General features: G+C 71.3%; 24 protein-coding genes. 11 read left to right on the forward strand and 13 right to left on the reverse strand.

Annotated elements, in window-relative coordinates:
• Nucleotides 1-10 precede the first annotated feature (10 nt).
• On the reverse strand, nt 11-1,246 hold the full coding sequence (locus HF024_RS18180; RefSeq protein ID WP_168690526.1) for a prolyl oligopeptidase family serine peptidase: 1,236 nt from the start codon (nt 1,244-1,246) through the stop codon (nt 11-13).
• A gap of 110 nt (nt 1,247-1,356) precedes the next feature.
• Between HF024_RS18180 and HF024_RS18185 the strand changes: the two genes are divergently transcribed.
• Nucleotides 1,357-1,728, forward strand: a complete 372-nt coding sequence (locus tag HF024_RS18185; protein ID WP_085368402.1) for a hypothetical protein — start codon at nt 1,357-1,359, stop codon at nt 1,726-1,728.
• On the opposite strand, the gene HF024_RS18190 is transcribed toward HF024_RS18185, so the two are convergent.
• The 7 genes from HF024_RS18190 to HF024_RS18220 all read right to left on the reverse strand — a co-directional run bounded on the left by HF024_RS18190 (nt 1,688) and on the right by HF024_RS18220 (nt 7,926).
• Nucleotides 1,688-2,932 (reverse strand): HAMP domain-containing sensor histidine kinase, encoded by a 1,245-nt coding sequence (locus HF024_RS18190; RefSeq protein ID WP_168690527.1) that lies wholly within the window; start codon nt 2,930-2,932, stop codon nt 1,688-1,690. The genes HF024_RS18185 and HF024_RS18190 overlap by 41 nt on opposite strands.
• Nucleotides 2,933-2,945: 13 nt before the next feature.
• A complete protein-coding gene (locus HF024_RS18195) occupies nt 2,946-3,605 on the reverse strand; it encodes a response regulator transcription factor (RefSeq protein WP_247597460.1) in 660 nt (219 codons plus the stop codon).
• Between the two features lie 35 nt (nt 3,606-3,640).
• Complete coding sequence (locus tag HF024_RS18200; protein WP_247597188.1) at nt 3,641-4,360, reverse strand: FAD:protein FMN transferase; 720 nt, start codon at nt 4,358-4,360, stop codon at nt 3,641-3,643.
• A gap of 29 nt (nt 4,361-4,389) precedes the next feature.
• Nucleotides 4,390-4,914, reverse strand: coding sequence for an FMN-binding protein (locus tag HF024_RS18205; RefSeq protein WP_168690529.1), 525 nt, complete (start codon nt 4,912-4,914; stop codon nt 4,390-4,392).
• Nucleotides 4,911-6,281 (reverse strand): ferredoxin reductase family protein, encoded by a 1,371-nt coding sequence (locus tag HF024_RS18210; protein ID WP_168690530.1) that lies wholly within the window; start codon nt 6,279-6,281, stop codon nt 4,911-4,913. The genes HF024_RS18205 and HF024_RS18210 overlap by 4 nt, the downstream gene beginning before the upstream one ends.
• A gap of 49 nt (nt 6,282-6,330) precedes the next feature.
• Entirely contained in the window at nt 6,331-7,107 is a 777-nt protein-coding gene (locus HF024_RS18215) for a hypothetical protein (protein ID WP_247597189.1), read from the reverse strand.
• Nucleotides 7,108-7,182: 75 nt separating this feature from the next.
• The gene (locus tag HF024_RS18220) at nt 7,183-7,926 is read right to left on the reverse strand and encodes a Type 1 glutamine amidotransferase-like domain-containing protein (RefSeq protein WP_168690531.1); all 744 of its coding nucleotides are present in this window, start codon (nt 7,924-7,926) and stop codon (nt 7,183-7,185) included.
• 73 nt (nt 7,927-7,999) lie between these two features.
• Between HF024_RS18220 and HF024_RS18225 the strand changes: the two genes are divergently transcribed.
• From HF024_RS18225 to HF024_RS18240, 4 genes are all read left to right on the forward strand, one after another.
• Complete coding sequence (locus tag HF024_RS18225) at nt 8,000-8,320, forward strand: hypothetical protein (protein ID WP_168690532.1); 321 nt, start codon at nt 8,000-8,002, stop codon at nt 8,318-8,320.
• On the forward strand, nt 8,310-8,975 hold the full coding sequence (locus tag HF024_RS18230) for a response regulator transcription factor (RefSeq protein WP_085368281.1): 666 nt from the start codon (nt 8,310-8,312) through the stop codon (nt 8,973-8,975). Before HF024_RS18225 ends, HF024_RS18230 begins: the two co-directional genes overlap by 11 nt.
• Nucleotides 8,972-10,048, forward strand: coding sequence for a HAMP domain-containing sensor histidine kinase (locus HF024_RS18235; RefSeq protein ID WP_168690533.1), 1,077 nt, complete (start codon nt 8,972-8,974; stop codon nt 10,046-10,048). Before HF024_RS18230 ends, HF024_RS18235 begins: the two co-directional genes overlap by 4 nt.
• A gap of 133 nt (nt 10,049-10,181) precedes the next feature.
• Nucleotides 10,182-11,720 (forward strand): glycosyltransferase family 39 protein, encoded by a 1,539-nt coding sequence (locus HF024_RS18240; RefSeq protein WP_168690534.1) that lies wholly within the window; start codon nt 10,182-10,184, stop codon nt 11,718-11,720.
• A 28-nt stretch (nt 11,721-11,748) separates the two neighbouring features.
• Here HF024_RS18240 and HF024_RS18245 read toward each other — a convergent pair whose 3' ends face one another.
• Nucleotides 11,749-12,669, reverse strand: a complete 921-nt coding sequence (locus HF024_RS18245) for a hypothetical protein (protein ID WP_168690535.1) — start codon at nt 12,667-12,669, stop codon at nt 11,749-11,751.
• A gap of 466 nt (nt 12,670-13,135) precedes the next feature.
• Between HF024_RS18245 and HF024_RS18250 the strand changes: the two genes are divergently transcribed.
• The gene (locus HF024_RS18250) at nt 13,136-14,068 is read left to right on the forward strand and encodes an NAD-dependent epimerase/dehydratase family protein (protein WP_168690536.1); all 933 of its coding nucleotides are present in this window, start codon (nt 13,136-13,138) and stop codon (nt 14,066-14,068) included.
• Nucleotides 14,061-15,128 carry a S66 peptidase family protein gene (locus HF024_RS18255; RefSeq protein ID WP_247597190.1) on the forward strand — a complete coding sequence of 356 codons (1,068 nt, stop codon included), beginning with the start codon at nt 14,061-14,063 and terminating at the stop codon, nt 15,126-15,128. The genes HF024_RS18250 and HF024_RS18255 overlap by 8 nt, the downstream gene beginning before the upstream one ends.
• A gap of 101 nt (nt 15,129-15,229) precedes the next feature.
• On the opposite strand, the gene HF024_RS18260 is transcribed toward HF024_RS18255, so the two are convergent.
• Together HF024_RS18260 and HF024_RS18265 are read right to left on the reverse strand one after the other, a co-directional pair.
• The gene (locus HF024_RS18260) at nt 15,230-16,126 is read right to left on the reverse strand and encodes a serine hydrolase (protein ID WP_247597191.1); all 897 of its coding nucleotides are present in this window, start codon (nt 16,124-16,126) and stop codon (nt 15,230-15,232) included.
• Nucleotides 16,119-17,012 carry a LysR family transcriptional regulator gene (locus tag HF024_RS18265; RefSeq protein ID WP_168690538.1) on the reverse strand — a complete coding sequence of 298 codons (894 nt, stop codon included), beginning with the start codon at nt 17,010-17,012 and terminating at the stop codon, nt 16,119-16,121. Before HF024_RS18265 ends, HF024_RS18260 begins: the two co-directional genes overlap by 8 nt.
• An 88-nt stretch (nt 17,013-17,100) precedes the next feature.
• Here HF024_RS18265 and bla point away from each other — a divergent pair, with 88 nt between their 5' ends.
• A complete protein-coding gene (gene bla / locus HF024_RS18270; protein WP_168690539.1) occupies nt 17,101-18,099 on the forward strand; it encodes a class A beta-lactamase in 999 nt (332 codons plus the stop codon).
• A gap of 28 nt (nt 18,100-18,127) precedes the next feature.
• Here the strand turns inward: bla and HF024_RS18275 are convergent, their stop codons facing one another.
• Together HF024_RS18275 and HF024_RS18280 are read right to left on the reverse strand one after the other, a co-directional pair.
• Complete coding sequence (locus tag HF024_RS18275; protein WP_168690540.1) at nt 18,128-19,066, reverse strand: RNA polymerase sigma-70 factor; 939 nt, start codon at nt 19,064-19,066, stop codon at nt 18,128-18,130.
• A complete protein-coding gene (locus HF024_RS18280) occupies nt 19,063-20,298 on the reverse strand; it encodes an FAD-dependent oxidoreductase (RefSeq protein ID WP_168690541.1) in 1,236 nt (411 codons plus the stop codon). Before HF024_RS18280 ends, HF024_RS18275 begins: the two co-directional genes overlap by 4 nt.
• Before the next feature lie 120 nt (nt 20,299-20,418).
• Here HF024_RS18280 and HF024_RS18285 point away from each other — a divergent pair, with 120 nt between their 5' ends.
• From HF024_RS18285 to HF024_RS18295, 3 genes are read left to right on the forward strand one after another with little or no spacing between them, the layout of a single operon-like run.
• Nucleotides 20,419-21,279 (forward strand): ABC transporter ATP-binding protein, encoded by an 861-nt coding sequence (locus HF024_RS18285; protein ID WP_168690542.1) that lies wholly within the window; start codon nt 20,419-20,421, stop codon nt 21,277-21,279.
• Nucleotides 21,276-22,247 carry an iron-siderophore ABC transporter substrate-binding protein gene (locus tag HF024_RS18290; protein WP_168690543.1) on the forward strand — a complete coding sequence of 324 codons (972 nt, stop codon included), beginning with the start codon at nt 21,276-21,278 and terminating at the stop codon, nt 22,245-22,247. Before HF024_RS18285 ends, HF024_RS18290 begins: the two co-directional genes overlap by 4 nt.
• A gap of 2 nt (nt 22,248-22,249) precedes the next feature.
• Nucleotides 22,250-24,307: an iron ABC transporter permease gene (locus tag HF024_RS18295; RefSeq protein ID WP_247597192.1), complete on the forward strand. Its 2,058-nt coding sequence runs from the start codon at nt 22,250-22,252 to the stop codon at nt 24,305-24,307.
• The last annotated feature ends 8 nt before the right edge of the window (nt 24,308-24,315 follow it).

A 24,315-nucleotide genomic window follows, 5' to 3' on the forward strand; every position in this document is an offset into this window, starting at 1 on the left:
AGCCGCAGGGTCACCCGAGTCGCGCATCCAGCCAGTCGAACATGCGCTGGTCGACCAGCGAGCGGGCGAGCGGCTCGCAGTGGAAGTTGGCGCCCTCGTCCGCGGTGAACGGGACGACGGTGGAGACGCCGGGCGTCAGCTCGGCGAGGCGGCGGGACTGGCCAGGCCAGAACTGCTCGTCCTCCGGTTCGGTGATCAGCAGCGGCGTGGTGATGGACGACGCGACGTTGTCCAGGCGGTAGTTGAGGACCGCCTTGACCGTCTCGAAATAGCTGTCCTTCCTGTACGGCCTGGCCCGGAACTCCCACGTGCGGGCGAGATCCGGGGAGAACTTCATCGCGAGCTCCATGTCGCGGTCGAACTTCTCGCTCTCGCCGTCGGCCAGGAGCTTCAGCATGCTCTTGGGGAGGTGGCCGGTCCACGAGGTCGACACATCCACGACGCCCGGGTCGACGACGGCGGCCGCGATGCGGTGCTCGAACGCGAGCGCCCTCGGCACCCAGTACCCGCCCTGGCTGATGCCGCAGATCGCCAGCTTGTCGCGGTCGACGTCGTCGCGGCCGAGGAGGTAGTCGACCACCGGGGTGATCACCGCCTCCCAGTCGTGACGGAACGGCATCCCGCGCTCGAACAGCATCGACTGCTGGCCCGGGCCGTCGAACATCAGCACGTTGTATCCGCGCTGCAACGCTCCAGCGCCGCCGCTCGCCCACATCGAACTGATCGCACCGTCGCTGCCGTTGTTCATGATGAGCGTCCGGCCCGACCCCGCCGTGCCCCACGGCCGGAAGAAGTAGCCGGGAAGCGACGTGCCCTCATACGGGATGTTCACCCGGTGGATCGAGACGGGAGTCGTGTCGACGAAACGGTCCCAGGCCGCACGGTGCTCGCGGAACGTCGGCAGCAGCGCATCCGACGACGGCAGGGAGGCGACCGCGTTCAGCGCCGCACCCAGATACGTGGATGCGCGGAGATACGACCGCGAAGCGCTGATGTCGTTCCCCGCAGCCGCCTGATCGTCCCCGGCGGCGCGCAGCCGCGAGCCGAGCGCCAGCCACGCGGCGAACCAGGCCTCGTGGTCCCGCTCCCCGACGGACTCCACCGCGGCGAGCACCTCACCGGTGTCCGCCGCCCCGGAGAACGCGTGACCGAGCACGACGCGGAGGTCGTAATCGAAGTCGTGGTTGTGGAAGAACCCGTCGGTGAACGGGCCGTGCGGGTGGTGCAGAGGTGAGCCGAGAGCCATGTCCGGCCTCCTTCGACGAAGCGGCTGACATTTCGGAGCCTAATCCTGCCGTGCGCTCTGCGCCAGGAGGTCCCTTCCCGGCCGCCGACGCCGACCCCTATGCTGTGCGCATGAGCACCAAGAGCAGGCAGGGACCCCACAAGGAAGAGACGCTCGACATCAGTGCCGGTGTCGGTCGGGGCGCGTGGGGCGCCTTCGCCGGGCTGATCGTCGCCGTGCTGATCGCATACCCGCTGTCCGCGTGCATCGCGTTCGCCACGCATCCCGCGACGCAGAAGCTGTTCGGCGGACGCCTCGAATCGGCGTCTCAGTTCGGCTTTCAGGCGTTCTGGTGGATCCTCGCCCTCGGCTGCCTCGCCCTGCCGTTCCTCGTCGGGTTCGGCATCGCCAAGCTGTCGAAGCGCACCCTGGGCGTGATCGGCGGGATCGTGGGCGTGTTCCTCATCCTGGTGATCGTGTTCGGTCAGGTGTTCGCGTTTTGAGGTCGGCCGGGAGCCGGACGGTGACGATTGCGCCGCCGTCCTTCCCGTCGTTCGCCACCGCGACGGTGCCGCCGTGCCTGGCGACGACGTCGGCGACGAGGGCGAGACCCAGGCCGTAGTGCCTGCCCGCCTGGTCGGCGGTGCGCGTCGACGCGAACCGCTCGAACACGCGGCGATCGGCGCCGTCCGCGAATCCGGGGCCGTCGTCGCTGACGGTGAGCACCACGTCCCCTCCTGCGCGCCCGACGTCGACGACCACTCGGGATGCGGCGTGATCGACGGCGTTGTCGACCAGCGCCACCACCATCCTCCTCAGCGACACCGGGGTCCCGGACACCTCGGCGGACTCCCCCGCGCCGCCGACCTCGATCACCACGTCGCGTTCTGCGGCCCGCGCCTCCGCCGCCCGCGCCACCGCTGCCGCGACAACCGCGAGGTCCACCCGTTCCGCCCCCGCCGCCTGCCGGGGGTCGGCCGCGATCAGCAGGTCTTCGACGATCTCCGTGAGCGCCTTGCTGTCGTCGACGATCTCGTCGATGCCGGACCTGACCTCCTGGTCGACGGCGGAGGACGCATCCCGTGCCCGGCGGCGCACCAGCTGGGCGCGCGTGCTGAGCAGGGTCAGCGGGGTGCGCAGTTCGTGGCTCGCGTCGGCGACGAACCGGCGCTGCAGGGCGAGGGCGTCAGCGAGCGGCCGCATGGCGCGGCGCGCGAAGAAGACGGCGAGGAACGCACCGGCCACCACGGCGACGACGCCCGAGATGACGAGCGCCCCGACGAGGCGGCCCAACTCCTCGGCCTGCTCGCCCAGCCCGTACGACACCTGAACCACCTTCCCGCGGCGGACGTCGGTGACGGTGAGGTAGCTCTGTCCTCCGGCCTCGACGGTGGAGGTCTCCGCCGGGCCGCCCGCCTGCACGCGCGCGAGCGCCGCTTCGTCCGGCAGCCCGTCCGGCAGCCCGGGCGAACTCTCCCTGCCCTGCGGCGAGATGACCGTGACGAGGAGGTTGCGCGGTGCGTCGTGCACCGAGTCGACCTGGGAGGCGTCGGCCAGCGTGCGCTTGGCCGCTTCGGCCTGCCCTGCCGACACGACCAGCAGGACAACGGCACCAAGCACCACGAACAGCACCAGGATGGTCGCCGTGAACTGGAGCGCGAGCCTGGTCGCCGCCGAGCGGGCCTCCGTGCGTTCGGGCGAGGTCACGACGCTGCACCCGTCACGACAGCGGGCCCATCCGGTAGCCGAGGCCGCGGACCGTCTCGATGAGGTCGCGGCCGAACTTCTTGCGCAGGTGGTGCACGTAGGTGTCGACCACTCCCGGGTCGTCGGCGTCGGCGAACACGGTGTCCAGCAGCACGGCGCGCGAGAACACCTGGGTCGGCCGCCGCGCCAGCTGTTCGAGCAGGGCGGACTCGCGCTCGGAGAGCACGACGCGGTCGCCCTGGGAGGTGACGACCGTGCGGTTGCCGACCTCGAGCATCCCGCCCGGGAACCGCACAGCGGGGGTGGTGGATGCGCTCCTCCGCCGGAGCACCCGCAGCCGCGCGAGCAGTTCGTCGATGTCGAACGGCTTGGCCAGGTAGTCCTCCGCGCCGCCGTCCAGCCCCTCGACCCTGTGTGCGGCGTTGCCGAGGGCGGAGAGGATGAGCACGGGGACGGTGACGCCGTTGTCGCGCAGGCGGCCGAGCACATCCAGGCCGTCCAGGATGGGCAGCCCGCGGTCGAGGATCACGACGTCGACCTCCTCGGTGAGGCCGAGGTGGAGGGCGCGCTGGCCGTCTGTGGCGACGACGACCTCGTAGCCCTCCGAGGTGAGGAGTTCGGTCAGCATCCCGGCAAGGCGCGCGTCGTCCTCGGCTACCAGCACCCGGGGCATCCCGCTCACTGTCGCAGTATAGGTCGCGGGCTCGGTCATGCCGCCGGCCGCGCGAAGTGGATGGTGCCGGAGACGAGGAGCTGCCCGCTGTCGGTGAGTGCGAGCACGCCGGTGGCGCCGTGCCCGACCGCCCAGTCGACGCCGGGGCGGCCCAGGGCGAAGACCGCGGTGGCGAGGATGTCGGCGGTGGTGAGGTCGCCCGCGACGACGGTGGCGCTGAGCAACCCCGCGGCGGGCGCGCCCGTGCGACCGTCGACGATGTGGGCTCCGCGCTCGTACGCGCCGGAGGTGGCAACCGCGGCGTTCTCCGCGGCGAGCACGGCCAGGATCGCGTCGGGATCGCTCGGTGCCCGCACGCCGACGTTCCAGGCCGGCGCGGCATCCGGAGCGTCGCCGACCACCACGTCGCCGCCCGCGTTCAGACAGAAGCGGCGCATCCCGTGGTTGCGCAACGCCTCGGCCGCGCGCTCCGCCGCCCATCCCTTGACGACGCCGTCGAGGTCGAGCGTCCCGTCCGGCTTCCGGATTCGGAACGCACCGCCCGACGCCCGCTCGGCCTCGTCGCCCAGCGCAATCACGGCGGTCAGCTCGTCGCTGAACGCGGACGATGGATGTTCGCCACGGTTGGCCGCGCTTACCTCGGAGTCCGGACGGTAGACGCTGAACCGCTCGTCCGCCTCCCTCAGCACCGCGAAGGCCCCGGTGGCAGCATCCGCCGCCGCGTTGTCCTCCGCATCCCGGAGGTCGATAGACATCGGGATGCCCATCACCGTCTCCACGAACCTCACCGCTGGTCGATCGCCGATTGCAGGGACCGCATGTAGCCCTCGGACGTGTACGTGGCGCCGGAGACGGTGTCGATCGACGCCGACTGCGAGGCCAGCGCCTCCTGGGTGAGGATCGGCACCGCCTGCTCGTTGATGGAGACGCTGCGGCCATCCTGATCGGGGGTCTGCAGGGCGGTGATCGCGGTGATCGTCGTGCCGGAGAAGGTGACCTGCAACTGGATGGGGCCGTAGCGGGTGTCGACGGTGCTGCCGGTGACGACCGTGCTGGCGGAGGCGGGCGCGGTCGCCGGGGTGGAGGTCGCGGACGGGGACGAGGTGGTGGAGGTGCCGGTGCTGCCAGTGCCGGTGGTTCCCGACGAGCCCGTGCCCGTGCTCGCACCCGCGCTCGTCCGCCCCGCCACCGCCGCCGTGGTCGCGGTCTGCGTCTCCCCCAGCCCGTACAGCTTGAGGCCGATCGTCCCGCCCATCACCACCACGATGATCGTGAACAGGATGGTTCCTCGCCACTTCTTCTGGCTCATGACATGCTCAGTTCTTCTCGGTGGATGAAGCGCCCGGGCATCCCGAGCTCTCGGAGGGTCTGCTCTGCGCGGTCGGCCATCCCCTGCGGTCCACAGATGAACGCCTCCCAGTCGCGCAGCGCAGGGATGAACCGCTGCATCGGCTCGACGTCGAGCGGGTCGTAGCCGAGTTCGCTGCGGCGGCCGGGCACCGGCACGACCGTGACCCCCGGCATGGCCTGCAGCTCGGCGGCCAGCGCCAGGTGCGCCGTCGAGTGCGCCCGGTACAGCACCACCGGCTGCGCCCCGCGGGCCACGAGTTCTTCGGCGAGCGCCCTGATCGGCCCGATGCCCGCACCACCGGCGATCAGCAGGATGCGCGGCCTGGTCGCCCTGTCCGCGGTGAAGTGCCCGAACGGGCCTTCCGCGAACACCAGCGTGCCCTTCTTCAGCCCGGACAGGCGCGTCGAGTGGTCGCCGAGCGCCCCGACCGTGATCCGCAGATACCCGTCGGTGGGCAGGCGCGACACCGAGTACGGGTGCGCCGTGAGCAGGTGACCCCAGGCGAGGAAGCGGAAGTTCAGGAAGTTGCCTCCGCGCACGCCGAGTTCGTGCATCCGGTTGCCGGTGAGCCAGACGCTCGACATGCCCTCGCCCTCCGGCACCACGGCGGCGACGCGCATCCTGTGCCGCCACGCATCCATTGTCGGCAGGACGAAACGCCAGGTGAGCACGGCGGCGGCCGTCCCCAGGTACAGCGCGATCCACAGGATGCGCGCGAACGGCTGCCCGACGAAGTGCGTGCCTCCGCTCAGCTGGTGCAGGAAGGTGAGGAAGATCGCGACGTAGGTGGACAGGTGCAGCCAGTACCAGACCTCGTAGGACAGCTTCGCGCGCACCAGCCGGGCGCTGCTCAGCCCAACGGCGAGGAACGCGATGGTGCCGACGAAGGCGGTGAGCATGTCCGGGTAGTCCTGCAGCATCGCGACGAACGCATCCCACGGCATCGTCTTCGACAGGATCTCTGCGCCCAGCACCATGAACACGACATGCGTGATCACGAGCAGGACGACGGATGCGCCGAGCGACCGGTGCCAGGAGACCAGCCGGTCGAGCCCGACCGCCCGCTCGAACCATGGCACTCGCGCGATCAGGAGCACCTGGGCGCAGACCAGGTATGCGCCGAGCAGCCCGCTCAGCTCGCCGACGGTGGTGGCGACGCTGGCGGGCGTTGCGGTGAAGCCCGCCGGGACGCCGACCCACCACAGCCAGAGCACGCCGACGAGGCCCACCGCCAGCACGACGCGCACGGTCACCGAACCGTGGCGCCTGGCCGGACGGCTCGTCTCCGCAGCGGCCGCCGGGGGCGGTGTCGCGATCGCGGTCATGGTCTGATCTCCATGCTTCCAACGATCGCGGCTGATTCTTGCCGGATTCTTAGTTCTCCTGGGGAGGGGCTGCGGGGTTGCTATGGGTTAGCCCAGTGACGCGCATCCGGTTGCGGCCGCTGCTGATGCCGACCACCACGATGATGGCGACGAACAGCGCCAGACTCACCTGGCCGGTGCCGAGGCCCAGCCCGTGGCGCGCGTGCGACACCGCCAGCCAGTCCGAGATGGATGCGCCGAACGGCCTGGTCAGTACATACGACGCCCAGAACGCGGCCGTGGCGCCGAGCCCCCACCAGCGGTACCCGGCGCCCGGCAGTGCGAACAGCACCAGGAAGACGACCCCGGAGGCGAGGTAGCCGAGCCCGAAGGTGACCGCGGTGAGGTCGCCGACCGCGGTGCCGAGCGCGAACGTGGTGAGCACGGCGCACCAGTAGAAGAACTCCCGCGGCCGCGTGTTGATGCTGTGCACCGAGAGGGTCCGCTGCGTCGCGTACCAGAGCGCGAACACCGCGGCGAGGACCACCAGGAACACCGTCGTCGACACCAGGTAGGGCACCCCGAACTGCACGTGGATGACGTCGGCGACCATGGTCCCGAACACCGCCACCATCAGCACCGCGAACCAGTACACCCACGAGATGTACCTGCGCACCGCGAACTGCAGCACCAGGGCGACCCCCAGCACGACGGCGGCCCCGGCGACCGCCACGGGAGGGTCGATCCGGTGCACGAGGAAATCGGAGGTCGTCTCGCCCATCGCGGTGGTCAGCACTTTGGCCACCCAGAACAGGGCGGTCACTTCGGGGACTTTGTTGCGCAGCACCAGGACACTCTGGCGCTGCGGTTCCCAGAAATCGCTAAGAGGCGGGGATCACACGCGTCGCGGCGCCACTCCCGATCAATGGATGCTCTGCACCTGCACGTGCGGCGTCCCCCGCGTCACCGCCCACACGGTTCCCGCGCCGGCCGCGCGCAGCGGACCGGACCCGACAGACAGCACCGTGTGCTCGTCGATGGCGACGCCGCCGTCGACGAGTTGCGCATCCACTGCCGCGATCAGCCGCGAGAGGTTGCCCCACTGCACCGCGTGCACGTCGACGGTCACGTCCACGAGCCCGAGTCCGGGGACGACGGTGACCTCGTCCAGCTCCTCGGAGCCGTCCTCCGGGGAGACCTCGACGCCACCGATGCGCCAGCCTCCGATGAGGGCGCGATCCGGCGCGATCATCGCGCCCGCGGAGAAGCCGAGGTACGGCATCCCGTCGACGACGGCCGCCTGGATGGTCTCGGCCGAGGGGAGCAGGGCGTCGAGGTAGGCGGGCGTGAGGCCTCCGCCGACCACCAGGGCGTCGATGCCCTCCAGCGCGCTCGGGTCGACCAGCTGGCCCTCCGCGAAGGCGCCGATCACCGGCTCGATGCTCACGCCACCGGCCGCTTCCGACGCCGCTGCGGTCGTCAGCGCCTCCGCGAGCCGGGCGGCGTGGTCGGCCTCGCCACCCTCGCGGACCGTGATCACGGCGATTCTGGCCGTCGCATCCGGTTCGCGTCTCGCGGCACGCTGCGACGCCTCGATCACGAAGCCTGTGTACACGTCGATGTCGTAGCGCGGGTCATTGCCGCCGCCGACCAAGTGGATGCCCATCCCATCACGCTACCGTCGATCGCCCTTCACCCCGTGGGAGCGCGACCGGACGGTGGGCATGTAGATTCGCTGCATGATCGAAGCCGTGCGGGGGAACAAGGGCATCACTGCGCTGCTGGTGGTGGGTGCGCTGGCGACCATCGGCGGCCTGATCGTGACCTGGGTGGCGAGACCGGTGGACACGATCGTGGTGATCTCGAAGGGCCCGATCCCGACGCTCCCCGTGAACACGTACACCCAGTACACCCAAGCCGGGACCTCGATGCCGGTCATCCCCGTTGCCGACTACTCCGGCATGTGGATCGGCATCGTGATCGGCGTCATCGGGGTCGCTCTGCTGCTGACCGGAGTCGTCCTCGCCGTGAGGAGGGCGCGGAGCGCTCATGGAGCGTGAACGGCAGCGCGTGCTGCTGGTCGAGGACGACCAGCGCCTCGGCCCGCTGATCGAACAGGTGCTCGCGGAGACCTATGAGGTGACGCTGATCGCCGACGGCGACGCCGGGCTGCGCGCCGGGCTCGACGGGACGTTCGACGCCATCGTGGTGGACCGACGACTGCCCGGCACGGACGGGGTGACCATCGTGGAGACGCTGCGGGCGCGCCGCGTCGTCACGCCCATTCTCATGCTGACGGCGCTCGGTGGTCTCGCCGACCGCGTCGGTGGGCTGGATGCCGGGGCGAACGACTACCTCGTGAAGCCGTTCGAGTTCGACGAACTGCTCGCGCGGCTGCGCGCCATCACGCGCACGTTCACGGGCGAGGGGCCGGTGATCGCGGTGGGCGATTGGCAGTTCTACCCGGAGAGCCGCTGCATCTACTCGCCGTACGACGGGCGCATCCAGTTGACCGCGCGGGAGACCGCTCTGCTGCGCCTGCTGGCGGAGAACCCGCTGCGCACGTTCAGCCGTCGCCAGATCCTGAGCGAGGTGTTCGAGAACGACGAACAGCCCGGGACCGTGGACACCTACGTGCACTACGTGCGGCGCAAGACCGACAAAGACCTCATCAGCACGGTGCGCGGCGAGGGATACCGACTGGGGGCGCTGTGAAGCGCGGAGTGCGCGGCGGGCGCGACGGGCGCGGAGTGCGCGGCGGTCGGGCCGGGGCCGATGCGACCGACGTCGACGCGACGGCCGTGCGGCGCGCATCCCGTGTGGTCGGGGTGCAGCTGACCATCGCATCCGGGGCGCTCGTGGTCGCGGCCATCGGGGTGGCGTTCTTCTTCGTGCTCGATCAGCTGCGGCCCGCCGAGCTGGCGGAGAAGCCGCGGCCGGGCGAGCACAAGATCTACATCGACACCACGGAGGCGATGATCGCGTTCGTGGTGGTCGGCGTGCTCGCGGTCGCGGTGGCCGGGGCGGCCAGCCTGATCATCACCCGCCGGGCCGTGCGTCCGCTCGGCCGTGCACTGCAGATGCAGCGGACGTTCGTGCAGGATGCGAGCCACGAGCTGCGCACCCCGCTCGCCGTGCTCGACGCGCGGTTGCAGATCCTGCAGCGCACGCTGCCGCCCGACGACCCGTCGTCGCCGGTCGTCGCCGAGCTGCGCACCGACGCGCGCGCCCTCATCGACATCGTCGACGACCTGCTGCTTGCCGCAGAGCCAGTCCAGGATGCCCACGGAGACCCCACCCCGGTGCTCGCCGCCGTCGACCGCGCGGCCGACGCCATGCGGGTGCTCGCCGAGCCGCGCGGCATCGACGTGCGACTGGATGCTCCTGCCGGGCACGACGCGCTCGTCGCGATGCCCGCCGCGAGCCTGCAACGCTGCGTGACGGCGCTGGTCGACAATGCGCTCGCGCACTCGCCGGACGGGTCTACGATCACCGTCGCCGTGCGCGTGCAGGGGCGGACGGTGACGCTGACGGTGGCCGACCAGGGGACGGGCATCCGGGGCATCGACCCTCGGCGGATCTTCGACCGGTTCGCTCGGGCGCCGCAGGCGTCGGCGGGCGCGGCGGGCGCGGGCGCGTCGGGGACCAGCCCCACCCCCGTCCGTCCCAGCTTCGGCATCGGCCTCGCCCTCGTGCGCGACATCGCGGCGCGGTCCGGCGGCAGCGTCGATGTCGCCGCCACCAGCGACGCGGGAACAGTGCTCAGACTGACCCTGCCGACGCTGTAACCCTGAACACCCTGCCGATCCGCTCAGGTTCGTAGCGCATTCCTCCATCTTGGAGGATTCTGGGACTCAACAGGATGAACTGAGGGGAAGAGTTCGCCTGTGAGGGTTCGCCTGTGAGAGGGGAGGTCGCCCCGTGTCACTCGTCGCGACGCGCCAAGCGCCTCTCCGAGCGCGGCCGCTCACCGGCTCGGTGTGGTTCGTCGCCACCGTCGCCGGGCTCCTGTCGACGCTGCTCGCCGCTGCGGGGTCGTGGATCCCGTCGCTCTGGGGAGACGAGGCGGCCAGTCTCCTCTCGGCCGAGCGCTCCCTGCCGTCGCTTGCCACGATGCTCGGTCACGTGGACGCCGTGCACGGCGCTTACTACCTGGGCCTGCACTGGTGGATCAGTGTGTTCGGAACCTCGCCGTTCGCCCTCCGCTTCCCGAGCGCCGTCGCGGTCGGGCTGACGACCGCCGCGGTCGTGGTGCTCGTCTGGCGCCTCGACGGCCGCCGACTGGCCGTGCTGGCCGGTGCGGTGTGCATGATCCTCCCGCGCGTGACGTATATGGCAGAGGAAGCACGGTCGTACGCGTTCAGCGCGGCCGTCGTCGCCTGGCTGACCGTGCTGCTGGTGGAGATCCTGCACCGCAGAGAGGTCGGGACGGGCTGGTGGGTCGGCTACGCGGCCCTCCTGGCGGTCGGCACGTACGTGTTCCTCTACGTGGCGCTCTTCGTCGCGGTGCATGCGGTGATCCTCGCCACCCTCCGGGTCCGGCGTGCGACCCTGATCGGTTGGGCGGCGGCCGTCGCCTGCGCGATGCTCGCCGCCGTTCCCCTCGGCGTCGTCGGCCTGCTGGAACGCAACCAGATCTCCTACCTGGCGACCACCGACCAGTCCTCGTTCGAGACGATGTTCCGCTCGCTCTGGTTCGGGTCGTGGTGGGTGGCCACTGCGGCGTGGGCGCTCATGGTGGCCGCGGTGTGCATCCCGTGGCTGCTGCGCGTGCGGTCCGGCGTCCGCAACACGTGGATGCTCACCCGTAGCACCCCGACGCCGCTCGCCCTGGCCGTGGCCTGGCTGGTCGTGCCGACGGTCATCCTCGTCTCCGCGCAGGCGGTGATCCCCGGCTTCACGGCCAGGTATGTCTCGTTCTGTGCGCCGGCGGCGGCGATCCTGATCGCCTGCGGGGTGCGCTCGCTGTTCCGTCTGCGGGCGTGGGCCGGGATCACGGCGGGGGCGCTGCTGCTCGCCCTGATCGTGCCGGTCTACGTCGGCCAGCGGACGGCATACGCGAAGAACGACAGCGACTGGGCCGAGCTGAGCGCGGTGGTCGGCGCCCACGCGCACCCGGGAGACGGCGTGATCTTCGACGAATCGGTCCGCCCCTCCCGCCGCCCCCGGCTGGCGATGCACACGTACCCGGCCGGGTTCGCCGGGCTGGTCGACGTGACCCTCCAGACCCCGTACCAGCAGAACGACACCTGGCACGACGCCGCGTACTCGGTCGACCAGGCGGACGCGCGCGACCGCCTGGAGGGCGTCGAACGCATCTGGCTGATCGAATACGTCGACGCCGAGACCCCGAAGCAGCCGGACAGCTGGGGGCTGCTGCCGCTGGAGCGCGAAGGGTTCGTACAGACCGGGCTGCGGGTGGCGACGCATCGGGAGCTGGTGATCGAGCTCACGCGGTGACGGTGGGGGCGGGTGGCTTCGCGGATCACTATTGCGGACCGCGGCCGAGCTCCTGGCTCTTCAGAGCAAGAAGCACACCGACAGCTTCGTCCGCATCCGGGGTGGTGACGGCGATCTCGGCCCCGCTGTGAAGTGTCGCGACAATAGCTGGACCGCCCCGAAGAACGAGAGCCATACCTCGAGGGCCGACGCGATAGCCCCATCCAGCCCACCGCGAGGGTTCGAGTCGGGTCACAACCGCCTTGTCAATCTCGTTCAATCGAACCGACATGAGCCGAATTCCTAGCGTTGCGGACCGTGCACGAAGCCCTCGAAGGTCTACCGATACGCGCACTCGAGCACATACGCAGAACATTGCAGCGAGGCTCGACGCCACGATCGCGACGCTGAGATTGGACGCCACGATTCCTGTCATCACCATCGGCAGGTAGCCGAGCGCGATCGCCACCAGACCGCTGATCGCAGTCGCCCAGGCAAAAAGCGGTACAAACTGCGCTCGCGACCACGCAAGGGTCTCGTTGGCTTTCAGCACGATCTCAGCAGGTTCACCGGTGGAGTCCGCCTGAGCGCGAGACGGTGCGAAAGCGAAAGGGATGAAGCCGTAGAACACTGCAGCCACCGCCACGAGCCCGGCGGCACCGATCTCCTGGCCGGACGTACGAGCGGCGCTTGCGCTGATCAGCCACGCCGCGGCGGTGACTGCCCCGACCGACCCCGCGATGAGGAAGACCCGCCGGGGGCGGTCGTAGTGTTCGGGCCGGACTGCAGCGTGCCAGGCAAAGGCCGAGGCTACAGCGGAAATCACGACTGCCATCCCAGCGAACACCCACGTGGGAAGTCGCGAGACCACCTCTGCTCCCGACCACTGTGAAGGCAGCTCAGCGGGCAGAGAATCGCCCCAGACAACGAGCGACCACACGATCGCGACGGATGTGGCCGTGACCAACATCGCCGCGAAACCTCTTCGTGCACCATCGAACCGAACCACGGGGCTAACACTCATGTCGACGTTTCCTCCAGATACCTGACCAGCTGCGGGAGCGAGACGCCCCGCCTTGCTGCACCCCTGACGAGGGCATCAATGGCGGCGACGACATCCGCGGGCAGATCGTCCGGAGATGGGAGCACACGAGCCCCGCGGCCCTGGCGAGCCCATCGAGAGGACCGCGACCATAGCTGTCTTTGCCATCTTTTTCATGAATTGACTCCAATCTCGATACATCGCCATCGACCGCCTGAGCGCTTCATCGCGATACCAACACGGTATATGCGGGTCGCGCGCATCTAAAATTTTTCTATAAGAATGCAACGTTTTGTGTGAGAAGTGGGGCCGCTTTCACTTATCCAATGCGACGTGCATCCGACTCCCGCGGCGCACCGGTAGATTGCAGTGCAGAGACGAACGGGGGACGTGGATGCGCGCGGTCGTGCTGGGCGGGACGGGAGCCATCGGAGGGGCGACGGCGGAGAGGCTCGCGCTGAGCGGCTGGACGGTCGACGTCACCGGTCGCGACGCGGCGGCGATGCCCGCCGAACTCGCCGAGGCCGGGGTGCGGTTCCATGCGCTGCCGCGGACCGACGCATCCGGGATCGGACGGCTGGTCGGCGACGACACCGACCTGCTGGTCGACCTGGTGGCCTACTCAGCACGGGATGTGCGCAGCCTGCTCCCCGTGATGGGCTCGGTCGCGCACACGGTCGTCATCTCGACCAGGGCCGTCTACGTCGACGCGGACGGGCGACACATCAACGGCGACGAGCCGCCGCGGTTCGCCGTTCCGCTGCGCGAAGACAATCCGACGCTTCCCCCTGCCGGCGACGACGTCGACCCGTACACGCGCGACGGGTACGCGCCGTCGAAGGTCGCCGTGGAGCTGGCGGCGCTCAGCAGCGGACTGCCCGTCACGGTGGTCCGGCCGTCGAAGGTGCACGGGCGCTGGGCGCGCAATGCACGCAGCCGGCACTTCGTCGAGCGGATGCTGCGCGGAGACGAACGGATCGACCTGGCCGAGGGTGGGCGGTCCGTCGACCACCTGACCGCTGCGGCGAACACGGCCGCGCTCATCGAGGCCATCGCGGGCACGCCGGGGACGCGCATCCTGAACAGTGCCGACCCGGACACGCCGACGGCGGAAGAGATCGCGCGGGCGATCGGCGTGCGGGTGGGCTGGCAGGGAGTGCTCGACCTCGTGGATGCGCCGGACGACGGCGAGCGCGGGCACCACCCGTGGCGCACGGTGCACCCGATCGTGCTCGACACGACCGCATCCACGTCGCTCGGCTACACGCCGGTCGGGCGCGGGATCGACCTGCTGATGGACGAAGTGGATTGGGTGCGCCGTGGCTGATCGCGTCATCAGTTCGCTCCGCTCGCCCGGGAAGCTGCGACCCGGCGACAGGATCGCGGTGCTGTCCCCGTCGTTCGCCGCGCCGGGGTTTGCGCCGGAGGTGCACGAACAGGCCATGCGGCGGCTCGCCGAGGCGACCGGGCTGGTGCCGGTCGAATACCCGACCACCCGGATGCTCGGCGCGACACCGGAGGCGCGCGCCGCCGACCTGAACGCCGCGTTCGGCGACCCGGACATCCGGGCGATCATCGCGACGATCGGCGGCGACGACCAGATCACGGTCGTCCCGCATCTCGACGCCGCCCTCCCCACCGCGAACCCCACGCTCTTCCTCGGCTACAGCGACAACACGAACATCCTGAACTGGATGTGGCACCTCGGGATCGAGGCGTACTACGGCGGTTCCACCCAGGTGCACCTGGGCCCCGGTCCCGGCATCGACCCCATCCACCTGGCGTCGCTGCGGGCTGCACTGCTCGACGGAGGCCGCCTCGACGTGACCGATCCCGGCGACTCCGAAGACTTCGGGATCGACTGGCGTTCGCCGCGCGCGCTGACCGACCACGGCGACCGCGAGACGACCGAACCCTGGGTGTGGGCCGGACCCGCCGCGCGCGTCACCGGACGCACCTGGGGCGGATGCATCGAGGTGGTCGACCAGCTGGCGGTCGCCGACCGGCTCCCCGCACTCGACGCGCTGCGCGGCGCGGTGCTCATCCTCGAGACGAGTGAGGAGGTGCCACCCGCGCGACTGATCCGGCGATGGATGCGCGCCCTCGGCGAGCGCGGCATCCTCGGCGCGGTGGCGGGCGTGATCGTCGCGCGGCCGGCCGCAAGTGAGTTCGGCGACGTTCCGCCCGCGGCGGACCGGGCCGCATACCGGGCCGAGCAGAGCGCGACCGTCATCGACGAGGTCGCGCGGTACAACCCAGATGCGGTGGTTTGCGCGGGCGTGCCCTTCGGGCACACGCGGCCGCAGTGGATACTGCCGTACGGCGGCGTGGTGGAGCTGGACGGTGCGGCGCGGACGCTGGTGGCGGACTACGGCGCGGCCGGCTAGACCGCGCCGCCCGCGTGCCGCCCCGCTGGCCGCGAGATGCCAGCAACTGTCGCGCATCCCGGGCGTTTCGCGACAGTTACTGGTGTCTCGCGTGGGGGGCGTCAGCCGCGCAGGTGCTCGTAGAGGGCGCGGGCAGCGGCGCCGAGGGCGGCCTCGGCGGCCGGCTGCACCGATGCGGGGACCGTGGATGCGCTCAGCGCGACGATCGCGAAGCGGGAGCCGTCCGCGTTCTCGAGCACACCGGCCTCGTGCCGCAGGTTGAGGAGTGTGCCGGTCTTGGACGCCCAGCGGGCGTCGTCGGCGGCCAGGTCGGGGGCGAGGCGGTGGCGGATCGCGTTGCCGTGCAGGTGCTCGCGCAGCCGTGACGCGGCCACGGGCGGGATGCCGCGCTCGCGCCAGATCGCTTCGAGCAGGTCGGCGAAACCGGCGGCGGTGACCGTGTTGGTGCGCGCGACGTCGAGCTGCCGCACGGGATGGCCGTGGGCGGGGGTGCTGCCCCGGATGGCGAGGGTGTGGGCGAGGTGCGCGTCGTCGGGCGCGAACCGTTCGAGCGGGGTGTCGGACAGGTCGGCGAACGGGTGGCGGACGGCGATGCCGCGGATGCCCAGCGCATCCAGGTCGGCCATGACGTCGGCGGCGGGCACCAGGGCGAGGAGGGCGTCGGCTGCTCCGTTGTCGCTGATGGTGAGAGCGAGCGAGACGAGGTCGTCGACGGCGATGGTCGACGGGTGACGGAACCGGCCGGTGCCCGGGGTGCCCTCCGCCGGGTCGCCGGGCGGGACGGTCACGGGCGCAGCGCCGCCGATCCGGCCGTCGGCGATGCGGAGGAGGACGGACAGCGCGATCGGCACCTTCGCGAGCGAGGCGGCCGGGGTGGGGACGTCGGCGTCGATGGCGACCTCGCGGCCGGCGTCGATGTCCCGGACGACGATGGATGCGCGCAGCCCCGCGGCAGCGAGGTCGGCACGCACGGCGGAGAGGAGGCGGTGGTCAGCCACGCGACGCCTCCGCCCCGAGCGCTGCCGCCAGCTCGTCGGCGACCGCCGTGCGCACCGCATCCACGTCGTGGGCGCTGTCGCCGGCAAGCGCGAAACCGCGTGCGAGCGGCAGGCCGGTGAACGGCCGCCAGTGCAGGCCGAGGTCGCGGGCTTCCGCGCTGGTGCACAGCAGCAGGTCGCCGTCGGCGAGCACCGCGGCGAGCGCGGACGTGACCGACGCATCCACCGGCAGCTGCCCGGGGAGCAGGCCCGCCGCGTACGCCGCCCTGGTGAGGGGGTCGCGGAGGTGCGGCAGGTCGTCCTCGGGGGCGATCCGGATGCGGGCGCCGGCGTCCGCATCTCTGGTGCTGCGCCCGCGGCGGCTCGGCCGGAGCGCTTCGAGGCGGAGGGCGCGGTCGGAGGGGCGACGTCCGGCTGCTCCGAGTTCGGCGACCCACTCCGCCTCGTCGACGGGGACGGCGAGCACGGCAACGCGGACCGCGAGCGTGCTGGCGAGCTCTGCTCTGCGCGGCGGCGGCGCGGCGCGGAACTCGAGGCGCAGGCCGGCCGCGCTCCCGGCCGCGACGGTGACGGCGAGGTCGCGTGTCGAGCATCCGGTGGGTACGGCGACCGTCACCGGCCGCAGTCTGGCGCGCTCGGCATCCAGTTCGACCTCGTCGGCGAGCCGCACGAGGCGACGGGCCGACGGCACGAGGTCGCGCCCGAACGCGGTGAGCACGGCGTGGCGGGCGTTGCGTTCGAGCAGCGGGGCGCCGAGCTGCCGTTCGAGTGCCAGGATGCGGCGGCTCGCGACCGACTGGGCAACATCCAGGGCTGCCGCGGCGCGCGTCACCGAGCCGCGCTCGTCGATCTCGACGAGCACCCGGTACGCCGCGATCAGGTCCACGCCAAGCAGCCTAACGTCATGCTGTTTGCGCATGAGTCGGCGCGATCCGGTCTTGGACGGGATAAGTGGCGGCGGTGAGGCTGGAGGCATGAACGCTCGAACACGAATCGTCCTCCGCGCGGCCGCCGCCACCGTCGCCGCCACCGTGCTGCTGTCCGGGTGCCAGGCGGCGCTCGCCGCGACAGGGGTGGGGGTGTCCGCGGCGGCGTCCGGGGTGCACGGCACGGCCGGGGCGCCTGCCGCATCCGGCGCCCTCGCTGCATCCGGCATCCCCGGCACCCCCGCCGCCCCCGCCGCATCCACCGCCACCAGCCGCGCCTTCGCGGCCCTCGAACGCACCCACGGCGCCACCCTCGGAGTGACCGCCGTCGACACCGGCAACGGGCGTGCGGTGGGCTACCGGTCGGGTGAGCGGTTCCCGTTCGCGTCGTCCAACAAGACGTTCATCGCCGCCGCCACCCTGCAGCGCACGACCACCGCCGACCTCGGCACGGTCATCCACTACACGCGCGCGGATCTGCTCGACTACGCGCCGATCACGAGCCGTTTCGTCGACACCGGCATGACGGTGCGCGAGCTCCTCGACGCGATGCTCCGCTTCAGCGACAACACCGCGGCCAACCTGCTGGTCGCCCGGCTCGGCGGCCCGGATGCGGTCGAACAGTGGATGCGCGGCATCGGCGACCGAGTCACCAACGTCGACCGCGTCGAGCCCGACCTCAACGAGGCCCTACCCGGCGACCCCCGCGACACGACCACCCCTGCCCAGTTCGCCGCCGACCTGCGCACGGTCGTTCTCGGGAAGACGCTGGAGGCGGCCGATCGGACGCTGCTCCGCAACACGATGCTCGACAACACGACAGGCGACGAGACGATCCGCGCCGGAGTGGACCCCGCATGGCCGGTCGCCGACAAGACGGGCACGGGTGAATACGGCGTGCGCGACGACATCGCGGTGGTGTACCCGGCAGGCAGGGCGCCGGTGATCGTCGTGGTGCTGACGCGGAAGGACACGCCGGATGCCACGCCGGACAACGCACTGGTGGCGGAGGCGGCGAAGGTGGCGGTGCGGGCGCTGGGGCGGTAGGGGGGCTGGCGGGCATCGCGCATCCCCCTCACCGCCGCGACAGCATCGTCTCCTCGCCCACGCGAGTCAGCTTCTGGGGGTTGCGGACGAAGTAGAGGCCGACGATGCGGCCGTCGGCGACCTGGGCGGCGAGGACGCCGTCCATCTCGCCGTCGACGCTGAGGACCAGGGCTGGGTTGCCGTTGACGGTCGTCGCCGCTCCGGTGACGGATGCGCCCGTCTTGCGGATGCCTCCTGCGATGAAGCGGGCGACCTTGTCGGCGCCGACGATCGGGCGGAGGGCTGCCTGTTTCACTCCGCCGCCGTCGCTGACGAGCACCACATCCGGGGCCAGCACGGCGAGGACGCCCTGCGTGTCTCCCGTCTCGACCGCGACCCGGAAGGCTTCGAGGGCCGCTCTGGCCTCGCCGGCCGTGACGGTGACGCGGGGGCGCCGCGCCTCCACGTGGCCGCGGGCGCGGTGGGCGATCTGGCGCACGGCGGCCGGGGTCCTGTCGACGGCGGCGGCGATCTCGTCGAAGCCGAAACCAAACACCTCGCGCAGCACGAATACGACCCGCTCGGTGGGGCCGAGGGTTTCCAGCACCACCATGAGCGCAATCGAGACGGACTCGGCGAGTTCGGCGTCGTCGGCCACATCCGGGGCGGTCAGCAGTGGCTCGGGCAGCCACGGGCCCACGTACGCCTCGCGGCGGCGCTGCACGGAACGCAGGCGGTTGAGGGCGAGCCGGGTCGCGATCCTGACCAGGTACGCACGCTCGTTGCGCACCTCCGCTCTGTCGACCCTCACCCAGCGCAGCCAGGTCTCCTGCAGCACGTCCTCCGCGTCGGCGGCCGAGCCGAGCATCTCGTACGCGACGGTGAACAGCAGGTTCCGGTGGGCGACGAAGAACTCGGTGGCGTCACCGGATGCGTCGCCCGCCGGGCCGTCCTGCCGGTCCGCATCCTCCGCCTCGTCGTCGCTCACGCCAGCTCCCCTCCACCCGAAACCGCACCAGCACCCACACCCGACGCGGCACCCACACCCGCACCCGCTTCTGCGAGCATACGGCGGCGCTCCCGATCTCCGAAGGCCGCCGGGAGTCGCGTCGCCCCGGGATGGCGCGCCTCGATGACCAGCGACTCGACCGTTCCCCAGCACACCACCTCTTTCACTTTCGCTCCCGCGCGCCCGGAGATGTACACCCCCGTCGCGGTGTCGTTCCTGTGCTCGAACTGGAAGATGCCGCTGCGCCGTCCGAGGCTGATGCACAGTCCGACGAAGCCGAGCACGAACGGCGCCGGCTGCCCTCCGGCGATGCGGCGCAGTACCGTGTCCGCCGCCGAACCGCCGAGCGGGCCGGCTGCCTGGCAGCTCATCCGCACCGCGAGCCCCGACGGGGCGGCCGAGTCTCCCGCCGCCACGATGCGGTCGTCGTCCACGCTGGTCAGCGTCTCGTCGGTGACGAGGCGGCCGATGGCGTCCGCGGTCAACCCGCTGCTCCGCGCCAGTTGCGGCACGCCGAAACCGGTCGCCCACACGGTCACCGCGCTCGGGATGCTGCGTCCGTCCGCCAGCTGGACCGCATCCGATGTCACCGCGGTGACCCGCGAGCCCTGGCCGTCCTCGATGCGGACGCCGAGCGCCGTCAGCCGTCGCTCGACTGTCCGCCGGGCGCGCTGGTGCAGCGTCGGACCGAGCGGACCGGCGCAGAACAGTACGACGTCGCGGCCCTGCTCGGCGAGCTCCGCCGCGGTCTCGATGCCCGCCGGGCCACCGCCCACGACGGTGACGGGAGCCGCATCACCTGCTGCCGCGAGCGCATCCCGCAGCCGTTCGGCGTCGGCCAGGTCGGCGATCGGATGAGCGAACTCAGCCGCGCCCGGCACCTCCAGCACCGCGCGCCCGCTGCCGAGGGCGTAGACGAGGTAGTCGTAGCCGAGCACGGCACCGGATGCGAGCTGCACGGTCCGCGCATCCCGGTCGATGCGGTCGGCGGTGTCGACCACGAGCCGGATGCCGTCGGCGAGCACTTTCGCGTATTCGACCACGGCGTCGTCCGAGCCACCGGCCAGCTGGTGCAGCCGGATGCGCTCGACGAAGACGGGTCGCGCGTTGACAAGGGTCACGGCGATGTCGCCGCGCGTGGTCAGGCGGTTTGCTGCTGTCACTCCTGCGTATCCTCCGCCGATGACGACGACCTGGATCGGGGTGGTCATGAGATCTCCTTCGTTCGACTCTCTGCCCCTTGAGACACCGGTGGAGGCGGACGTGTGACACGCGCGGCGGAACAATTCCCGGTTGCCGAGTTAGGTAAGGCTGCCCTAAGCTCTTGCATCGTGACCTCCCGCCGCCCGACGCATCCCGAGCATCACGCCGGGCTTCGTGCCACCGCCGTCACGGTCGCGTACGACGGGGTGGATGTGGTCCACGGCGCCGACCTCGACCTCCCGGCCGGGCGCGTCACGGCGCTGATCGGCCCGAACGGGAGCGGCAAATCCACGCTGCTGCGCGCCATCGCCCGGCTGCACGCCGCCCGCGCCGGTCGCGTGACGCTGCACGGCGACGGCGACCCGACCGACGCCCTCACCCTCTCCCGCACCGCCTTCGCCCGCCGAATCACCCTCCTCGCCCAGAGCCGCCCCACCCCCGCCGGCCTGAGCGTGCGCGACGTCGTCGGTTTCGGCCGCCACCCGCACCGGCAGCGGTTCCGCGGCACCGACCAGGACGGCCCGGCGACCGTCGAGCGCGCCATGTCGCTGACCGGCGTCTCCGAGTTCGCCGAGCGCGGCGTCGAGAGCCTGTCCGGCGGACAGCTGCAGCGGGTGTGGCTGGCGTGCTGTCTCGCGCAGGACACCGACGTGCTGCTGCTCGACGAGCCGACCACCTACCTCGACCTGCGCTACCAGGTGGAGATCCTCGACCTCATCCGGGAGCTCGCCGACGTGCACGGCGTGACCATCGGCGTCGTCCTGCACGACCTCGACCAGGCGGCGGCCGTCGCGGATCAGGTCGTGCTGCTCTCGGCCGGTCGCGTCGTCGCATCCGGCACCGCCGAGCAGGTCTACGACCCCGCGCTCCTCACCGAGACGTACGGCATCCGGATCGACGTGGATGTGAACCCGTCGACCGGCATGCCACGAACACACCCGATGGGCAGCCATCACCTGAGAACCGAAAGGACCCCCACCCCCTCATGATCAGACACCGGATCGCAGCAGCGCTCGCCGTCGCCACCGTGCTCGCCCTCACCGGATGCGGCACCACGGAGGCACCGGCGGCGAACGGCTCAGCAGCGGGCGCGCTCACCATCACCGACGCGCGCGGCGAGAAGGTGAAGCTCGACGGCCCGGCCAAGCGCGTCGTCGGGACCGAGTGGGGTGTCGTCGAGACGCTGGTGAGCCTGGGCGTCGACCCGGTCGGCGTCGCCGACGTGAAGGGGTACACCGCGTACGACACGGCCGCGCCGCTGCCCAAGGACGTGAAGGACATCGGCACCCGCGGAGAGCCCAGTCTCGACACGGTCGCCGCACTCAAGCCGGACCTGATCGTCGCCACCACCGACCTCACCGACTCGGCCATCGCGCAGCTCGAGAAGGTGGGACCGGTGATCGTCGTGCGGTCGGCGGACGCGTCGAAGCAGATCGACCAGATGATCGAGAACACCGAGCTGATCGCCGAGGCGACGGGCACCGAGTCCCAGGCGAAGGCCGAGATCGCGGGCTTCAAGAAGACGGTCAGCGACGGCAAGGCGAAGCTGGAGGCCGCCGGTCTCGGCGGGACGCCGCTCGCGTTCGCCGACGGCTGGCAGGAGGGCAACCAGGTCTCGGTGCGCCCGTACGTCACCGGTTCGCTGATCGCCGACATCAACACCGAACTCGGCCTCACCGACCCGTGGAAGCTCGAAGGCGACAAGGCGTACGGCCTCGCCGCCACCGACGTCGAGGGCCTCACGAAGCTCGGCGACGTGCGCTTCGCATACATCGCCAACGACTCCGACGGAGGAGACCCGTTCGCGGACGGCCTCAAGGACAACGCCGTCTGGAAGTCCCTGCCGTTCGTGCAGAAGGGCACCGTCTACCGCCTGCCGGACGGCATCTGGATGTTCGGCGGCACGGCCTCCGCGCAGCAGTACGTCGACGCCGTCGTGAAGGCTCTGACGAACTGACCGTGAACGTCCGCTCCCAACGAAGCGGCCGCCTCCCCGTCCTCGCGGGCATCGCTGTGGTGGCGATCGGCGTCCTCGCCGTGATCCACCTGGGCCAGGGCACCGCATCCATCGACCCGTCGGCGCTCTGGAGGGCGCTGACGGGGTCGGGTGCAGGGACAGTGGATGCGCAGGCCGACGCCGTGCTCATCAGCTCGCGGCTGCCCCGGCTCGTGGTGGGCCTGGTCGTCGGCTGCGCGCTCGGCGCATCCGGTGCCGCCCTGCAGTCGGTCTCGCGCAACGTGCTCGCATCGCCGGACACGCTGGCGGTGAACGCGGGAGCGTACCTGGCGGTGGTCTCCGTCGCGGCGTTCGGCATCGCGCTGCCCGCCCTCCCCGCCGGCGGGGCGGCGTTCCTCGGCGGCCTGATCGCCGCCGGGATCGTGCTCGGCCTGTCGCGCGCCGGGGCTGGACCGATCCGGCTGGTGCTCGCCGGTTCGGCGCTGACGCTGGCGTTCAGCGGGGTGAGCGGGATGCTGCTGCTCCTGCGCCAGCAGCAGACCACCGGACTGTTCGCCTGGGGCAACGGCTCGCTCGCCCAGATCGGGATGCAGGGCGTGCAGCAGCTGGCGCCGGTCGCGCTGGTCGCACTGGCCGGGCTCCTGGTGCTCGGACGCCGGCTCGACATCCTCTCCATCGGGGACGACGGCGCTGCCGCAGTGGGCATCAATCCGCGTCTCACGCGCAGCATCGCCGTCGTCCTGTCCGTGCTGCTCGCCGCGGTCGCTGTGACCCTCGCCGGTCCGATCGGGTTCGTGGGGCTGTGCGCTCCCGCGATCGTGCGGTTGGTCGCCACCCGCGTGCCCGGCCTGATGAAGCACTACGCGTTCATCCCGGCCTCCGCGGTGGCCGGTGTGATCGTGGTGCTCGGCTCCGACGTGCTTCTGCGCGCGGTGTTCGGGGCGCAGGCGAGCGTGGCCGTGCCGACGGGCATCGTCACCACGATCCTCGGCGCCGGGGTGCTGGTGTGGCTGGCGTACCGGTCCCGGGACACCAGCTCGAACACCGCATCCACTGCGTTCACCCGGCTGCGCAGCCGCAGGGCGTTCATCCTGACGCTGGTGATCTCGTCGGCTGCGCTGCTGGCCGCCATCGTCGCGGCGACACTGCTGGGGGATGCTCGGCTGCTGCTCGGCGACATCGCCAACTGGGCGACGGGTCAGGCCGGACGCGTGGTGACGTTCGTGCTCGACACCCGCCTGCCGCGCGTGGCCGCAGCACTGCTGGCGGGGGCGGCGCTCGCGGTCGCCGGCGCCGTGGTGCAGGCGGTGTCGCGGAACCCGCTGGCCGAGCCCGGCATCCTGGGCGTGGTCGGCGGGGCGGGTGTCGGCGCCGTAGCGGTGGTGACCGCGATCCCGCTGGCGAGCTTCTGGCTGATCGGCTCGGCGGCGCTGGCCGGGGCGGTCGCTGCGGCGGCCGTGGTGTTCGGTCTCGCGGCCCGGCGCGGCCTCGAACAGAACAGGCTGGTGCTGATCGGCATCGGCATCTCGGCGGGGACAACCTCGATCGTGAGCCTGCTCATCGTGCTCACCGATCCGTACAACGCGGCGAAGGCGCTGGTCTGGCTGTCCGGCTCGACATACGGGCGCACGTTCCCGCAGGTGCTCCCGGTGCTGATCGCGCTGGTCTGCGCACTGCCGATCCTCGCCGCGATGAGCCGGAGGCTCGACCTGATCGGGCTGGATGCGGACACCCCGCGCCTGCTCGGCGTGCGCCTCGGCTCCACCCGGCTCGCCCTGCTGAGCATCGCGGTCGTGCTGACGGCCGCCTCCGTCGCCGCGGTCGGCGTGATCAGTTTCGTCGGGCTGGTCGCGCCGCACGCCGCCCGCGCCCTGGTCGGACAGCGACACGCGCGGGTGATCCCGGTCGCCGCGATCCTGGGCGCGCTGCTGGTGTGCGTGGCCGACACCGTCGGCCGCACCCTGATCGCGCCCGCGCAGATCCCGGTGGGGCTGGTGACCGCCGTGATCGGGGCGCCGTACTTCCTGTGGCTGCTGTGGCGGTCGCGGCGGGAAGCGTGAGGGCTGGG

The organism is Leifsonia sp. PS1209, assembly GCF_012317045.1.
In the GTDB taxonomy this organism is placed as follows: Bacteria; Actinomycetota; Actinomycetes; order Actinomycetales; family Microbacteriaceae; genus Leifsonia.

What these genes read in the sequence shown, in the direction of transcription:
- HF024_RS18180 (WP_168690526.1), bottom strand. Translation starts at nt 1,246, where the DNA reads ATGGCTCTCGGCTCACCTCTGCACCACCCGCACGGCCCGTTCACCGAC.
- HF024_RS18185 (WP_085368402.1), top strand. Translation starts at nt 1,357, where the DNA reads ATGAGCACCAAGAGCAGGCAGGGACCCCACAAGGAAGAGACGCTCGAC.
- HF024_RS18195 (WP_247597460.1), bottom strand. Translation starts at nt 3,605, where the DNA reads ATGCCCCGGGTGCTGGTAGCCGAGGACGACGCGCGCCTTGCCGGGATG.
- HF024_RS18200 (WP_247597188.1), bottom strand. Translation starts at nt 4,360, where the DNA reads ATGTCTATCGACCTCCGGGATGCGGAGGACAACGCGGCGGCGGATGCT.
- HF024_RS18205 (WP_168690529.1), bottom strand. Translation starts at nt 4,914, where the DNA reads ATGAGCCAGAAGAAGTGGCGAGGAACCATCCTGTTCACGATCATCGTG.
- HF024_RS18210 (WP_168690530.1), bottom strand. Translation starts at nt 6,281, where the DNA reads ATGACCGCGATCGCGACACCGCCCCCGGCGGCCGCTGCGGAGACGAGC.
- HF024_RS18220 (WP_168690531.1), bottom strand. Translation starts at nt 7,926, where the DNA reads ATGGGCATCCACTTGGTCGGCGGCGGCAATGACCCGCGCTACGACATC.
- HF024_RS18225 (WP_168690532.1), top strand. Translation starts at nt 8,000, where the DNA reads ATGATCGAAGCCGTGCGGGGGAACAAGGGCATCACTGCGCTGCTGGTG.
- HF024_RS18230 (WP_085368281.1), top strand. Translation starts at nt 8,310, where the DNA reads ATGGAGCGTGAACGGCAGCGCGTGCTGCTGGTCGAGGACGACCAGCGC.
- HF024_RS18245 (WP_168690535.1), bottom strand. Translation starts at nt 12,669, where the DNA reads ATGTTGGTCACGGCCACATCCGTCGCGATCGTGTGGTCGCTCGTTGTC.
- HF024_RS18250 (WP_168690536.1), top strand. Translation starts at nt 13,136, where the DNA reads ATGCGCGCGGTCGTGCTGGGCGGGACGGGAGCCATCGGAGGGGCGACG.
- bla (WP_168690539.1), top strand. Translation starts at nt 17,101, where the DNA reads ATGAACGCTCGAACACGAATCGTCCTCCGCGCGGCCGCCGCCACCGTC.
- HF024_RS18280 (WP_168690541.1), bottom strand. Translation starts at nt 20,298, where the DNA reads ATGACCACCCCGATCCAGGTCGTCGTCATCGGCGGAGGATACGCAGGA.
- HF024_RS18290 (WP_168690543.1), top strand. Translation starts at nt 21,276, where the DNA reads ATGATCAGACACCGGATCGCAGCAGCGCTCGCCGTCGCCACCGTGCTC.